This window comes from Kitasatospora sp. NPDC056181 (assembly GCF_042266225.1).
In the GTDB taxonomy this organism is placed as follows: domain Bacteria; phylum Actinomycetota; class Actinomycetes; order Streptomycetales; family Streptomycetaceae; genus Kitasatospora.
The window spans coordinates 39,757-53,463 of sequence record NZ_JBHJUK010000028.1; the positions used below are offsets into that span (position 1 = coordinate 39,757).

Genomic DNA, 13,707 nt, shown 5'->3' on the forward strand with positions numbered 1-13,707 from the left:
TTCCACCGTAGTGGGTGGCGGCGCGCGGACTCCCCTCGGGCCGGGCGAGTCTCAGCCGCCGGCCGGGCCGCGCGCAGCTCACCACCGGCGCCGTGACAGGGGTGCTCACCCGGCTGGAGAAGGCCGGCTACGTCCGCCGGGAGGCCGACCCGGCCGACCGCCGCCGGGTCCGGGTGGTGATGGAGGAGGGCGCGCAGGAGCGCATCCTCCAGGTCTACGGCCCGTTCTACGAGCGGATCGGCACGCTCTTCGCCGACTACACGCCGGACGAGGTCGCCGTCCTGGCGGACTGGTTCACCCGGGCCAGGGCGCTGATGAAGGAGTCACTGGACGAGCTCCGCTGAGCCCTTCCCCTCCGCTGAGCCCTTCCCCTCCGCCGGGGCGGGCGCGGGCGGAGGGGAGAACCGGCCGGCGAGCGGCAGCACGGCCAGCACCAGCAGCATCGGGGCGAGCAGCGCCCAGCGGTACGAACCGGCGTCGGCGATCGCCCCGACCAGCGGCGAACCGATCAGGAAACCGACGTAGTTGAAGAGGTTGAGCCGGGCCACGGCGGCGTCCGAGTCGGCCGGGAAGAGCCGCCCGCCGGCCGCGAAGACCTGCGGGATGATCGCGCAGATCCCGAAGCCGAGCACGGTGAACCCGGCGATCCCGACCCGGGCGCCGGGCGCGGCGGCGGCCACGGCGAAGCCCAGCGCGGCCAGCGCGGCGCCGCCGCGGACCACCGGGACGGCGCCCCAGCGCTGCACCGCGCGGTCGCCGACCGCGCGGCCGAGCAGCATCGCCACCATGTAGCCGAGGTAGGAGAGCTTGGCGACGTCCTCGGGGCTGCCCAGACCGTCGGTGAGGTACTTGACGCTGTAGTTGGAGACCGAGGAGTCGGCGATGTAGGCGAAGGCCATCGCCAGGCAGAGCGGCAGCAGCGGCCGCCACGGGACGGACCGGGCGGCGGCCTCGGCGGCCTCCCGGACGGCGTCGCCGAGTTCGGCGGGCCCGGCCACCCGGCTGCCCGCCAGCACCGCGAGCGGGGCGATCACGGCGGCGGCCGTCCCGAACAGGACGGGCAGGCCGAGGTCGTAGTGCGAGCCCAGGCCGGCGACGGCCGCGCCGACGATGCCGCCGAGGCTGAACGCGGCATGGAAGCCGAGCATGACCGAGCGGCCGTAGCGGTGCTGGAGGCCCACCCCGAGCATGTTCATACTGGCGTCCAGCGCGCCGACCAGCAGCCCGAACGCACCCAGCGCGAGGGCGAGTTGCCAGAGCGTTCCGCCCAGCCCGGCGGCGGCCAGGCTGACGCAGACGGCGGGCTGGACCACCCGCAGCACGGCCCGCGCGCCGGTGCGCTTGACCAGTTGCTCGGAGACGATCGACCCCACCCCGGCCAGGACCGGCACGGCGGCCAGGAAGACCGGCAGCAGCGCGTCGCTGAGCCCGTACCGGTCCTGCAGCTCGGGGATGCAGGTGACCAGCAGGGCGAACGTGATGCCCTGGAGCAGGAAGCCCGCGGCCAGCGCGGCTCTGGCCTGCCGCAGCCGAGGGGGTATCGCGGTACTCACAAGGACCTCGCTACTGGCCGGTACAACGATGTTGGCGAGAGCGTAGGGGGTGGCGCGGCTTTTGGGGAGGGGGTGCGCGTGACCGGACCGGCGTCAGCCCAGCAGGGCGGGCACCTCCGCCAGGTCGGCGATCAGCCCGGTGGCGCCGGCGGCGGTCAGCTTCGCCGGGTCGGTGAGGGCGGTGTAGCCGTACACGTCCATCCCGGCCGCACGGGCGGCCAAGACGCCGTTGGGGCTGTCCTCCAGCACCAGGCAGCGGGCCGGGTCGACGCCGAGGGTGCGGGCGGCGTGCAGGAAGAGGTCGGGCGCGGGCTTGCCGACGCCGACGTCCTGGGCGCTGAAGATCCGATCCTCCGCGTGGTACTCGCGCAGGCCGGTGACGTCCAGGGCGGTGCGGATCCAGTCGTGGTGCGCCGAAGAGGCCAGGCAGTAGGGGACGGCGCGCTGCTGAAGCTCCTTCAGCAGCGCCTCCGCGCCCCGGACGGCCGTCAGCTCGGCGCCGAACGCGGCGAACACCCGGCCGTGGTACAGCTCGTCGAAGCCGTCGGGCAGCTTCGCGCCGTCGTACCGCTCGGCGATCACGTCGTGGACCCGGTGCGCGGCGGTGCCCATGAAGTCCCGGTACGAGTCCTCGGTCGTGGTCGGGTACCCGAGCTCGGTCAGGTACCCGGCGAGCAGCCGGTTGGAGAGCGGCTCGCTGTCCACCAGGACACCGTCGTTGTCGAAGATCACCAGGTCGTAGGCCATGTGTTCGAGCCTACGGGGTGCTCACTTCCCGCCGGAGGCCAGCTCCCGGGAGCGGTCCCGGGCCGCCTCCAGGGCGCCGAGCAGCGCGGCCCGGACCCCGTGGTTCTCCAGCTCGCGGATGGCCGCGATGGTGGTGCCGGCGGGCGAGGTGACCGCCTCGCGCAGCTTCACCGGGTGCTCGCCGGAGTCCCGCAGCATCACCGAGGCGCCGATCGCGGACTGCACGATCAGGTCGTGCGCCACGTGCCGGGGCAGGCCGAGCAGGATGCCCGCGTCCGTCATCGCCTCGACCAGGAAGTAGAAGTAGGCCGGGCCGGAGCCGGAGAGCGCGGTGGCCGCGTCCTGCTGCGACTCCGGCAGCCGCAGCGCCTTGCCGACCGAACGGAAGATCTCCTCGGCCCGCTCCAGGTGCGCCTCGGTGGCGTGCGAGCCGCCGGAGATCACGCTCATCCCCTCGTCCACCAGGACGGGCGTGTTGGGCATCACCCGGACCACCGGGGTGCCGGCCGCGAGCCGGGCCTCGAACCAGGCGGTGGGGATGCCGGCCGCCGCCGAGATCACCAGCCGGTCCGGGCTGACGTGCGGCGCCAGCTCGTCCAGCAGGGTGCCCATGTCCTGCGGCTTCACCGCGAGGATCAGGGTGTCCGCGAGCTTGGCGGCCTCGCTGTTGCCGACCACGCCGACGCCGTACTTCGCGGCCAGCTCGGCGGCCCGCTCCGGACGGCGGGCGGTCACCACGACGTCGGCCGGGTCCTTCCCGGCCCGCAGCAGTCCGGAGAGCAGGGCCTCCCCGATCTTGCCCGTGCCGAGGAAGGCGATCTTCTGCCCGTGCGCCGCTGCGCTGCCCATGCCCGCTCCTTGCATCCGTTCCTGCCGCCATCCTCGCACCGCGCGCCCGCCCGGAGCCGGACCGTCCACGGAGCGGAAGCCCGGGCCCCGGGGGAGGTCGAAGGGGCCGCCTCCGGACTCCCGCCCGTCCGCCCGACCGCCCGGAGGGAGGGGAAGGCGGGCCCTAGGGTGAAACTCGGGGTTCTCCCCTATGGCCCGCCGCTGTTCCCGGGCGCACCGTGGACGTATGGCACACGGAGAGATGTCCCGACGTGAGAACCGGCAAGCCGCCGTCGCCGCCGCGACGATGGGACCGTGGCGGACGGCCGCGGGTGTCGGTGCACTGGTGGGGGCGACGGCCCTGGGGATCGATGCGATCACCGGGCACTGGTCGCTGAGCATGCTGGCCGGTCCGGCCGGCTGGGCCCTGTTCTTCTTCTTCCTGGTCGGCACGGTCGGCGGCCAGCTGCGGCGCGACACCGGCGACCGCCGGCTGCGCAAGTGGGCGGCCGAGCACCCGTGGCAGTCGGCGTTGCCGGCGGCCGGGGGCCTGCTGGTGCTGAACATGCTGGCGCAGATGGTCCTCGGCGACGCGGGCCTGTTCGGCGCGTTCTTCCTCTCGCTGCTTCCGGCCGGCGTACTGCTGGCGGTGGCGGGCGTGGTCGGCTCGGTGAAGCAGGCCCGCGGCAAGGGCTGACGGACCGTCCGGACCAGGACAAAAAGGGGTGATCATCGCACACCGAACACGAGTTCACCACGGGGTGTGCCCCCGATCAGGGACTCGTCACACCCCGTCGGCATACTGGCTCGATGCCGATAGCCGAAGATCCAGAACCGCGCCCGTCCGAGGGCCGGAACCCGGACGGGGCGGACCCGTCCGGAGCGGGCGGGAAGGACCCGTTCGACGAACTCGTGCTGGACGACGAGTTCGTCAAGGGCGCCACCGTGAAGGAGCAGGCGGCCCGCACCCGGATGCTCGCCGCACAGTGGAAGCACACCCCGCCAGTCGACCCGGGCGGCCGCCGCTCGGTGAACGACGGCCCGGGACGGACGAAGCGGTTCGGCCGCAAGCCGAAGCCGGCCGCCGACCCCTGGGGCAACCCGGTCCCGCGCCGCCGGATGGAGTGGCGCACGCCGTTGTACGTGCTGCTCACCATCACGGTGCTGCTGGCGGCGCTGAACCTGGACAGCCTGAAGTTCTGGTACTCGACGCACTTCGGCTACGCCTCCGACCACCCGGCCTCCGCGTCGGCGGTGCCGACGGTGGCCCCGGAGACCGCCCGGCCGACCACCGCCCCGCCGACGCTCGACCCGAAACAGCCGACCGTCGACCACCCGTGGGCCGGCTCCCCCGCCGAGGGCTGGCCGACCTCCGTGGACGCCTTCGCCCCGGCCCAGACCCCCGGCCCGATCGGGGTGTTCGACGCCGACCAGGTGGCCGCCCAGGTCAAGCTGGTGAAGGACTACCTGGCGGCCGCCAACCTGGACCCGAAGGTGGTCGCCGGCGGGACGCCCGACGCCGCGCTGGCGATGCTGGACCGCGAGGAGCAGGACAACGCCAGGGCCGCCCTGACCAAGCCGTCCTCGGAGAGCGACCCGACGGCCTGGTTCAGCCGCTTCGATCCGCGCGACGCGATCCCGGTCTCCGACACCGTCAAGATGCAGGGCCTGATCACCGTCGAGGGCGACGGCGACAAGGGCGTGCTGGTGCACACCGACTTCACGTACGTGTACGCGCTGCGGCCGGGCCCGGAGGCGGGCAAACGGACGGCCTCCCCCAAGCCGGCCACGCCCCGGCCCTCGGCCCCGCAGCCGCCGGCCGGTGACGGCGGCGGCCCCAAGCCCGCGGGCTGGACGGTGCCGGTCGCCGACGTCGCCGGTGACACCTGGACCACCCGCACGATCGTGCGGCGCGTGGACACCTTCCGCTTCTACGACCCGGCGCGCTACCGGGTCAATCCGAAGAAGCTGGTCTTCTCCAAGACCCAGTCGGACGCCGGCAACTCGGCCTGCGACATCAACGACGGCTACTACCACCCGCAGTTCGACCAGTTCGCGACGCGCCCGCCCGGGTCGACGTCGGAGCCGACCGGCCCCGCCACCGACCCGTACGACCGCACCAAGAACCTCGCGGACAACCAGGACTGCGGCAGGATCAGCCGCAACTGAGGCTCAGCGCCCGCGCCTGCCCCGGCCCGGCGCCTTGGCGTCGGGCCGGCCGCTGCGGCCGGCCCGGCGGCGCCGGTGGGCGGCGGTGGCCCGCTCGTGGCGGGCCCGCTTGTCGGCCTCGCCGGGCGCCTCGACCAGGCTGCGGAGGAAGTAGGCGAACAGGGCGCCGACCCCGCCGATGATCCAGACCGCACCGAGCGACTTCTCCTCGGCCATCCAGCCGGTCAGCTGGTCCTTGCCCTCGGCGAACAGCTTCCAGTTGCGCAGGCCGGAGAGGCAGGAGCAGATCGCGACGGCGGCCAGCAGCAGCCCGTTGACGAAGCCCGCGTTGTCGGAGAGCCGGACGCCGTCGACGGCCAGCCGCAGGACGAGGGCCGCGGCCGCGGTGGCCAGCAGGGCGCCGATCGGCACGACGACCCGGCGCAGCCGGTAGTCGCTGCCGCGCCAGACCCAGCTGGTGCCGAACCAGCGGATCGGCTCCGGCTCGGGGGCGCCGGCGGGCTTGGGGGCGGGGGTGGGGTGCTCGGTCACACGGCCGATTATCACCCGGCGCGCCGCCGACGCGGAGGAGCCGTCCCGCCAGGCGGAACGGCTCCTCGTGGTGCGTGGTGCGGTGCGCGGCGGGTCAGCCCAGCTTGGAGACGTCGCGGACGGCGCCCTTGTCGGCGGAGGTGGCCATCGCGGCGTAGGCGCGCAGGGCCTGGCTGACCTGGCGGTCGCGGTTCTTCGGCTTGTAGCCGCCCTCGGCCTCCAGCTTCAGCCGACGCTCGTGCAGCTCCTCGAAGGAGACCTCCAGGGAGATCTTCCGGCCGGGGATGTCGATGGCGATGATGTCGCCGTCCTCGACCAGGGCGATGGTGCCGCCGGACGCGGCCTCCGGGGAGGCGTGCCCGATCGAGAGGCCGGACGTGCCGCCGGAGAAGCGGCCGTCGGTGACCAGGGCGCAGGCCTTGCCGAGGCCGCGGCCCTTCAGGAACGAGGTCGGGTAGAGCATCTCCTGCATGCCCGGGCCGCCCTTGGGGCCCTCGTAGCGGATGACGACGACGTCGCCCTCCTTGATCCGCTTGGTGAGGATCGCGTCGACGGCGTCCTCCTGGGACTCGACCACGACGGCCGGTCCGCTGAAGGTCCAGATCGACTCGTCCACGCCGGCGGTCTTCACGATGCAGCCGTCCTCGGCGAGGTTGCCGTACAGCACGGCGAGGCCGCCCTCGACCGAGTAGGCGTGCTCGACGCTGCGGATGCAGCCCTTGGCCGCGTCGGTGTCCAGCGACTCCCAGCGCTCGGACTGCGAGAACGCCTCGGCGGAGCGAACGCAGCCGGGGGCGGCGTGCCAGAGCTCGACGGCCTCGGCGGAGGGCGAGCCGCCGCGGACGTCCCAGGTCTTCAGCCACTCGGCGAGCGAGTCGGCGTGGACGGTGTGCACGTCCTCGTTGAGCTGGCCGCCGCGGTACAGCTCGCCGAGGATGGCGGGGATGCCGCCGGCCCGGTGCACGTCCTCCATGTAGTACGAGCCGTTGGGCGCGACCTTGGAGAGGCAGGGGACCTTGCGGGAGATCGCGTCGATGGCCCGCATGTCGAAGTCCAGCTCGGCCTCCTGGGCGGCGGCGAGCAGGTGCAGGATGGTGTTGGTCGAGCCGCCCATGGCGATGTCGAGGGCCACGGCGTTCTCGAAGGCGGCGCGGGTGGCGATCGAGCGCGGCAGGACGGAGTAGTCGTCCTGGTGGTAGTGGCGCTCGGTGATCTCGACGACGGTCCGGCCGGCCCGCTCGTAGAGCTCCTTGCGGGCGGTGTGGGTGGCGAGCACCGAGCCGTTGCCGGGCAGGGAGAGGCCGATCGCCTCGGTGAGGCAGTTCATCGAGTTGGCGGTGAACATGCCCGAGCAGGACCCGCAGGTCGGACAGGCGTTCTCCTCGATGATCGCGATGTCCTCGTCGGAGACGTTCTCGTTCACCGCCTGGGAGATCGCGTCGACCAGGTCGAGCCTGCGCACGGTGCCGTCGACCAGGGTCGCCTTGCCGGCCTCCATCGGGCCGCCGGAGACGAAGACGGTCGGGATGTTGAGCCGCAGCGCGGCCATCAGCATGCCCGGGGTGATCTTGTCGCAGTTGGAGATGCAGATCAGGGCGTCGGCGCAGTGCGCGTTGACCATGTACTCCACGGAGTCGGCGATCAGGTCGCGCGAGGGCAGCGAGTAGAGCATGCCGCTGTGGCCCATCGCGATGCCGTCGTCCACCGCGATGGTGTTGAACTCGCGGGGGATGCCGCCCGCCTGCTTGATCGCCTCGGAGACGATCCGGCCGACCGGCTGGAGGTGGGTGTGGCCCGGGACGAACTCGGTGAAGGAGTTGGCGACCGCGATGATCGGCTTGCCGAAGTCCTCGCGGGCTACGCCTGCGGCCCGGAGAAGCGCCCGGGCGCCTGCCATGTTGCGACCGTGGGTGACCGTACGGGACTTCAGCTCGGGCACTGTGCTCGACTCCTTCGGAGGCTGCTGGCGGCGCCGCCGGTAGGGAGGGTGCGGCGACCGCTGTGTCTTCCGAGACTACGCCCGCCGTCCGGGCGGTGGACGCCACGTCCGCGATGCGGTCAGCGCGGGGTGCGGGCCACCGTCAGGTCGAGGACGTACGGCTCGACCACCCAGCCGTCCGGGAACTCGGCCAGCAGCGCCTCGCGCTCGACGGCCAGCAGCGGCTCCCGCCGCTCGGGGGTGAGGGAGGCCAGGTAGGAGCGCGAGGTGAGATCGGTGATCACGTGGTCGACGGTGACCCGGCGGTCCCAGCGCAGCACGGCGGTGCCGACCTCCAGGCCGTACGGGGCGAGGTGGCTCACGATCTCGTTGACCTTGCCGTAGCCGTGGTAGACGTCGGGCAGCGCCGCGCTCAGCCGCTCGCCCATCGCCCGGACCCACCCGACCCCGGAGTCCTTCACGTTCCACCAGGTGGCGAGGGCGCCGCCGGGGCGCAGCACGCGGATCGCCTCGGGGACCGACCGCTCGGCACGGGTCCAGTGGAAGGCCTGGGCGTAGGTGACGAGATCGGCCGAGTGGTCGTGGAAGGGCAGCTCGTCGCCGGTCCCCCGGACCAGCGGCAGGCCGGGCGAGGAGGCCAGGAACTGGGCGCCCATGCCGTCGTTGGGCTCCACGGCGACGACGTCCGCGCCGCGGCCGGCCAGCAGCCGGGTGGCGATGCCGGTGCCCGCGCCGACGTCCAGCACCCGGGCGCCCTTGAGGCTGCGGCCGGCCAGGCGCTCCAGCTCGTCGAACAGCTCGTCCGGGTACGAGGGCCGGGCCCGGTCGTACTCGGCGGCCACGCCGCCGAAGGACTTGGCGAGCTCCCGGTAGTCCTTCGCTTCCGTCATCTCTCCCCCTTGGTACGGCAGTTCGGTCTCAGCGTACGCGGGCGGGGGTGGCCAGGTGCAGGCGGGTGAAGGCGAGCGCCTCGGCGAGGTCGGCCTCGCGTTCGGCAGGGGACGCGGAGCGCCGGGTGTTGACCTCCAGCACCACGTGGCCGTCGAAGCCGGTCCTGGCCAGGTGCTCCAGCAGCTCGGCGCAGGGCTGCTTGCCGCGGCCGGGGATCAGGTGCTCGTCCTTGCCGGAGCCGCTGCCGTCGGCGAGGTGGACGTGGGCCAGCCGGTCACCCATCCGCCCGACCATGTCGAAGGCGTCGATCCGGGAGGTGGCGACGTGCGAGAGGTCGATGGTGAAGTGCCGGTACTCCTCCTCGGTGACGTCCCAGCCGGGGGCGTACGCGAGCATCTCGCGGTCGCGGTAGCGCCACGGGTACATGTTCTCGACGGCGAAGCGGACGTCGGTCTCGCCCGCCATCCGGTTGACGCCCTCGACGAACTCGCGCGCGTACTGCCGCTGCCAGCGGAACGGCGGGTGGACGACGACGGCGCTCGCGCCGAGCTTCTCGGCCGCCGACCGGGCCCGGACCAGCTTGGTCCACGGGTCGGTGGTCCAGACCCGCTGGGTGATCAGCAGGCAGGGCGCGTGGACGGCCAGGATCGGCATCCGGTGGATGTCGGAGAGCCGGCGCAGCGCCTCGACGTCCTGGCTGACCGGGTCGTTCCAGACCATCACCTCGACTCCGTCGTAGCCGAGCTTGGCGGCCAGCTCGAAGCCGACGGCGGTGTTGGCCGGGTAGACGGAGGCGGTGGAGAGGACGACCTTGGTGTCGGGGATGTGCAGGGCCGGGTGCGGGGGCAGCACCAGCCGGTCGGTGGTGCGCAGCAGCGGGGCCGTCCGGCCGGCGGCCTGCCGGGCGGCCTTGACGGACTTCACCGACTGCACGGCGGCCTTGGCCGCCCCGGCGGCCCGGGCGGTCCGCGTCTCGCGGCGCGCCTGGGTGGTGGGGGCCTTGGCCACCGGCTTCCGGGGGGCGTCCTGCCCGGGCGCGGGCTGCTCGGGGGCGTCCTGCCCGGGGCCGGACTGCTCCGAGGTGCTCCGCCCCGGGGGGCCAGGCTTCGCCTGCCGGGCCGGGCCGTCCGCCGCGCCCTGCGGCGCGGCCTTGCGCACCGCCTTCTTCACGGCCTTCTGGGCGGCCCCGCCGGTGGCCTTCTTCGCCGCGGCGGTCTTGGCGGCCGTCGCCGCCTTGGCCGCGCGGACGCCCTTCACCGCCTTGCCGAGCTTCCGGGAGCGGCCCGTGGCGCCGCCGTCCGGGCCTTCCCCGGCCTCCGGCCCGCCGTCCGGGCGCGTGCGGCGCGGTGCGTCCGGCCGCGGCTGCCCGTCCCCGGGTGCGCGGCCCTCCTGCGTCCCGTCCTCGCCCGCTGGTTGCGCCACGGGAGACAGCGTAAGCGGACCGCGCCCGGAACGGGGAGCGGCCCTCAGGTGGTGAGGGCGGGGCGGCGGCGGTCGGCGGGGCTGTCCATGGTGTCGAGGCGGCGCAGGATGATGCCCTCGCGCAGCGCCCACGGGCAGACGTCCAGCTCCTCCAGGCCGAACAGGTCCATCGCGGCGTCGGCGACCAGCGCGCCGGCCAGCAGCTGCTTGGCGCGGCCCTCGGAGACACCGGGGATCTGCGCCCGTTCGGCGACGGTCATCGTGGAGAGCCGGGGCAGCCAGGCGGAGAGGCCGCTGCGGGTGAGCCGCCGGTCCGCGTACGGGCCGGCGTCGGCGGGGGCCGCGCCGGTCATCCGGGCGAGCTGCTTGAAGGTCTTGGAGGTGGCGACGGCGTGGTCCGGGGCGCCCAGCCGGGCGATCTCGCCGACCGCGGCGGCCATCTCGGCGCGGATGTGGCGTCTGAGCCCGCGCAGCTCCTCCGGGTCGGCGACGTCGCCGGGCAGCCAGCGGCCGGTGAGCCGGCCGGCGCCGAGCGGCAGCGAACAGGCGACGTCGGGCTGCTCGTCCAGCCCGCAGGCGATCTCCAGCGAGCCGCCGCCGATGTCGAGGTTGAGCAGCCGGCCGGAGGACCAGCCGAACCAGCGGCGGACGGCCAGGAAGGTGAGCCGGGCCTCGTCCTGTCCGGAGAGCACCCGGAGCTCGACGCCGGTCTCCTCGGCGACCCGGCGGATCACGTCCTCGCCGTTGGCGGCCTCCCGAACGGCGGAGGTGGCGAACGGCAGGATGTCGACGACGCCCTTGTCCTCGGCGACCCGCAGCGAGGAGGCGACCATGCCGATCAGCCTGTCCACGCCGGGTGCGCTTATCGCACCCTGCTCGTCGAGGAGTTCGGCCAGCCGCAGCTCGGCCTTGTGGGAGTACGCGGGCAGCGGGGCGGCCCCGGGATGGGCGTCCACCACCAGGAAGTGGACCGTGTTGGAACCTACGTCGAGAACACCGAGTCGCATAACCCTCCACGCTACGCGATCCGGCCTCCGGGCAGGCCTGGCACGACGGTATTCGTGCTGGTCCGGACCTTCCGGGCCCGGCCGCGCGGGCCGCGTCCCCGGGCCGCGCGGGGCTGCGCCCGGTGCACGCGGGCTCCGCTCAGTGCACGCGGGCGCCGCGCGGGGCCACCGGCCGCTCGGTGCGGCAGTTGGCGTCGGCCCAGCGGCGGGCCCGGCCCGGGGTGTCGGTGATCAGGCCGTCGGCCTCCCGCTCGGTCATCAGCTGCCAGGACTCGTCGTCGTCCAGCGTCCAGACGTAGACCTCGCGGCCGGCCTCGTGCTCGGCGGCGATCCTGGAGGCGGTGGCCAGCGTGGCGTCCAGGGCGATGCCGTGCAGCGGCAGGTCGCCCGGGTCCTCGGAGATGCTGGCGCCCTGGATGAGCACCACCGGCAGTGCGGGGGCGGCGGCGTGGGCCTGACGCAGGTGATCGGCGGAGAACGAGTACAGGAAGACCCGGGCACTGCTGCCGGCCGCGATCCTCGCGATCCGGGCGACGTCCTCGGCCCGCTGCCACTTGATCTCCATCAGCAGCGTGACGGTGGTGCCGCTGAGCCGCTTCAGCAGCTCCTCCAGGGTCGGCACCGGCTCGGCCGGGCCGGGGCCGACGGTCACCCGCAGCCCGGCGATCTGGGCGGCGGTCAGGTCGGCGATCGCGCCCTTGCCGTTGGTGGTGCGGTCCACGCTGGCGTCGTGCATCAGCACCGGGACGCCGTCCCGGGTGGTCTGGACGTCGGTCTCCAGCCAGTCGGCGCCCTGTTGGAGGGCCTTCTCGAAGGAGGCCATGGTGTTCTCGGGGGCGTCCAGCGGCGCACCCCGGTGGCCGATCACCACCGGTCCGGCGCAGACCGGCTGGGCGGCGGCCGGCCGGGCGCGCAGCCCCGGGGAGGCTGCGCAGCCGGCGGCCAGCACCGCGAGGGCGGCGAGCACGGCCGTGCGGGCGGCGCGGGGCGGGGTCGTCACGGCGGCGGGGCTCCAGCTCTGTCTCGGAGGCCCGGTGGGTGCGGGCACTCGGGGATCGTCGGGGGTCGGCGAGGAATCGTCAAAATGATCTGACAATCCGACAATGCTGTCGGTTCCCCTCAGCGTGCGCCCGTCCCCCGTCACGCCCCGACCGCGACGCACCACAGGTCACCCGGACGCCGGTGCGCGCCCGCGCCGTCACAGGAGGCCGTCCCAGAGCTGTTCGACGATGACGGCCCACCAGTTCTCCGGATCGTCGAAGACCGTCGGGTCGATCGCCGCGAGCCCGCGCTGCAGGGCGTCGACGGCGGCCCCGGCGGCCGACGGGTCGAGCCCGCGCAGCCCGGGCAGCCGCTCGGCGAACAGCGCCAGGCAGCGGACGAAGGACGCCGGACCGTCGTTGCAGTGCCGGGCGGTGGCGTAGTCGGGGTCGACCGCCCGGACGGCACCGCAGGCGGTGTCCACCGTGACCAGCGCCCAGCCGTCGGTGCCGAGCAGCAGCTGCGGGGCCAGCGCGAGCCACTCCCGCTCGGCCACCCTGGTGCCGCGGCCCTCCTCCGCCAGGTAGCCGGCCAGCGACGGCAGCACCGTGCCCTGCCGGGTGCCGTCCGCGATCGCGTCCGGCCCGGGGTGGTGCAGCGCGAAGAAGCCCTCGACCGCCACCGGCACCCCGGCCGTCACCAGGATCCGGGCCAAGTCCTCCGGCAGGTCCGCCCGGGCGACGTCCGCCGGGTCGAAGCGCCGGACACCACCGGCGCCGAACCGCTCCACCAGCACGGCCGCCAGCACCTGGTCCGGCTCGGCCGGCAGCGGCGGCACGGCGCGCGGGAACGGCACCCGGTTGCGCACCGGCCCGCCCTCCCCGGACGCCCCGGCCGGCAGGGCGCGGACGGCCGCCGCCCGGTGGTCGAAGTGCGGCCCGTACGGCAGGTCGAACCCGACCCGGACGTCCGGCAGTTCGGCCGCCAGCGCGTACGCCCAGTAGCCGCCCGGCAGCGCGCTCAGCCGCAGGTCGGTGTGGACGGACAGCACGTCCTCCGCCCGCACGCCCTGTTCGCGCAACCACCACCAGCCGCGCAGCGCCGGGTGCGGCAGGCCGGGCGCCGAGCGCAGCGCCAGCGAGCGCACCTCGCCGAGGCCGTCCCGGTAGGTCAGCTCGGCCCGGGTGCCGCGGCCGGTGGCCGGCGGCCGGGCCGGGTCGTGGGAGCCCGCGCCGACGAAGTCCCGGTAGAGCGTGACCACCTCGTCCACCGGCACCGACGGCCAGACGGTGAACCGCCCGGTCTCCCGGTCCACCACCGCGCACGCCGCCCCCACCTCCTCGGGTGCCCGCCGCTCCCCCGTCAGCGGGTCGATCCGCGCCGGCGAGGGTTCCGCCCAGACCACCCAGCCCAGCTCGAACTCGTGCGAGTGCACCCGCCGGCTCCCGGTGGAACCGTCGGCGGAAGCCCTCGGCAGTTCGCCGTTGATCCAGCGATGGGCGGCCTCGATCGCCTGCGCACGGGTGGTCACGTGGTGGAGCTCCTTGCATCGGCGCGCGGACGCGCGAACGAACCGGCCGACGGGTGCCGGGGCACCGGTCCGGCCCCCGGCACGCCGTCGGCGGCCCGCCAGGATCGC

At 74.3% G+C, this 13,707-nt stretch carries 13 protein-coding genes; 3 read left to right on the forward strand and 10 right to left on the reverse strand.

All coding sequences use genetic code 11. The annotated features are described in order from the left end of the window. Positions 1-14: 14 nt before the first annotated feature. On the forward strand, positions 15-344 hold the full coding sequence (locus ACFC1F_RS13905) for a MarR family transcriptional regulator (protein ID WP_376158078.1): 330 nt from the start codon (positions 15-17) through the stop codon (positions 342-344). Here ACFC1F_RS13905 and ACFC1F_RS13910 read toward each other — a convergent pair. From ACFC1F_RS13910 to proC, 3 genes are all read right to left on the reverse strand, one after another. After that, positions 324-1,553, reverse strand: coding sequence for an MFS transporter (locus ACFC1F_RS13910; RefSeq protein WP_376158081.1), 1,230 nt, complete (start codon positions 1,551-1,553; stop codon positions 324-326). The genes ACFC1F_RS13905 and ACFC1F_RS13910 overlap by 21 nt on opposite strands. Before the next feature lie 93 nt (positions 1,554-1,646). Then, the gene (locus ACFC1F_RS13915; RefSeq protein ID WP_209417146.1) at positions 1,647-2,300 is read right to left on the reverse strand and encodes an HAD family phosphatase; all 654 of its coding nucleotides are present in this window, start codon (positions 2,298-2,300) and stop codon (positions 1,647-1,649) included. Positions 2,301-2,321: 21 nt separating this feature from the next. Beyond that, positions 2,322-3,149: a pyrroline-5-carboxylate reductase gene (proC, locus tag ACFC1F_RS13920; RefSeq protein WP_209417147.1), complete on the reverse strand. Its 828-nt coding sequence runs from the start codon at positions 3,147-3,149 to the stop codon at positions 2,322-2,324. A gap of 241 nt (positions 3,150-3,390) precedes the next feature. Between proC and ACFC1F_RS13925 the strand changes: the two genes are divergently transcribed. Both ACFC1F_RS13925 and ACFC1F_RS13930 read left to right on the forward strand, forming a co-directional pair. After that, complete coding sequence (locus ACFC1F_RS13925; RefSeq protein WP_209417148.1) at positions 3,391-3,825, forward strand: hypothetical protein; 435 nt, start codon at positions 3,391-3,393, stop codon at positions 3,823-3,825. A gap of 113 nt (positions 3,826-3,938) precedes the next feature. Continuing rightward, a complete protein-coding gene (locus tag ACFC1F_RS13930) occupies positions 3,939-5,297 on the forward strand; it encodes a hypothetical protein (RefSeq protein WP_376158086.1) in 1,359 nt (452 codons plus the stop codon). Positions 5,298-5,300: 3 nt separating this feature from the next. On the opposite strand, the gene ACFC1F_RS13935 is transcribed toward ACFC1F_RS13930, so the two are convergent. The 7 genes from ACFC1F_RS13935 to ACFC1F_RS13965 all read right to left on the reverse strand — a co-directional run bounded on the left by ACFC1F_RS13935 (position 5,301) and on the right by ACFC1F_RS13965 (position 13,599). Next, positions 5,301-5,828, reverse strand: coding sequence for an EamA/RhaT family transporter (locus ACFC1F_RS13935; RefSeq protein WP_376158089.1), 528 nt, complete (start codon positions 5,826-5,828; stop codon positions 5,301-5,303). A gap of 94 nt (positions 5,829-5,922) precedes the next feature. After that, entirely contained in the window at positions 5,923-7,767 is a 1,845-nt protein-coding gene (ilvD, locus tag ACFC1F_RS13940) for a dihydroxy-acid dehydratase (protein ID WP_209417151.1), read from the reverse strand. A 119-nt stretch (positions 7,768-7,886) separates the two neighbouring features. Beyond that, complete coding sequence (locus ACFC1F_RS13945; protein WP_376158092.1) at positions 7,887-8,657, reverse strand: class I SAM-dependent methyltransferase; 771 nt, start codon at positions 8,655-8,657, stop codon at positions 7,887-7,889. Positions 8,658-8,685: 28 nt separating this feature from the next. Further along, positions 8,686-9,489: a sugar phosphate isomerase/epimerase family protein gene (locus tag ACFC1F_RS13950; protein WP_376158132.1), complete on the reverse strand. Its 804-nt coding sequence runs from the start codon at positions 9,487-9,489 to the stop codon at positions 8,686-8,688. A 635-nt stretch (positions 9,490-10,124) separates the two neighbouring features. Then, entirely contained in the window at positions 10,125-11,087 is a 963-nt protein-coding gene (locus ACFC1F_RS13955) for a Ppx/GppA phosphatase family protein (RefSeq protein ID WP_209417153.1), read from the reverse strand. 139 nt (positions 11,088-11,226) lie between these two features. Further along, a complete protein-coding gene (locus tag ACFC1F_RS13960) occupies positions 11,227-12,087 on the reverse strand; it encodes a glycerophosphodiester phosphodiesterase (RefSeq protein ID WP_376158095.1) in 861 nt (286 codons plus the stop codon). A gap of 198 nt (positions 12,088-12,285) precedes the next feature. Continuing rightward, positions 12,286-13,599 carry an SUKH-4 family immunity protein gene (locus ACFC1F_RS13965; protein WP_376158098.1) on the reverse strand — a complete coding sequence of 438 codons (1,314 nt, stop codon included), beginning with the start codon at positions 13,597-13,599 and terminating at the stop codon, positions 12,286-12,288. Positions 13,600-13,707 lie beyond the last annotated feature (108 nt).

Coding starts and splice junctions, on each gene's coding strand:
- ACFC1F_RS13915 (WP_209417146.1), bottom strand. CDS start 2,300: ATGGCCTACGACCTGGTGATCTTCGACAACGACGGTGTCCTGGTGGAC.
- proC (WP_209417147.1), bottom strand. CDS start 3,149: ATGGGCAGCGCAGCGGCGCACGGGCAGAAGATCGCCTTCCTCGGCACG.
- ACFC1F_RS13925 (WP_209417148.1), top strand. CDS start 3,391: ATGTCCCGACGTGAGAACCGGCAAGCCGCCGTCGCCGCCGCGACGATG.
- ACFC1F_RS13930 (WP_376158086.1), top strand. CDS start 3,939: ATGCCGATAGCCGAAGATCCAGAACCGCGCCCGTCCGAGGGCCGGAAC.
- ACFC1F_RS13945 (WP_376158092.1), bottom strand. CDS start 8,657: ATGACGGAAGCGAAGGACTACCGGGAGCTCGCCAAGTCCTTCGGCGGC.
- ACFC1F_RS13955 (WP_209417153.1), bottom strand. CDS start 11,087: ATGCGACTCGGTGTTCTCGACGTAGGTTCCAACACGGTCCACTTCCTG.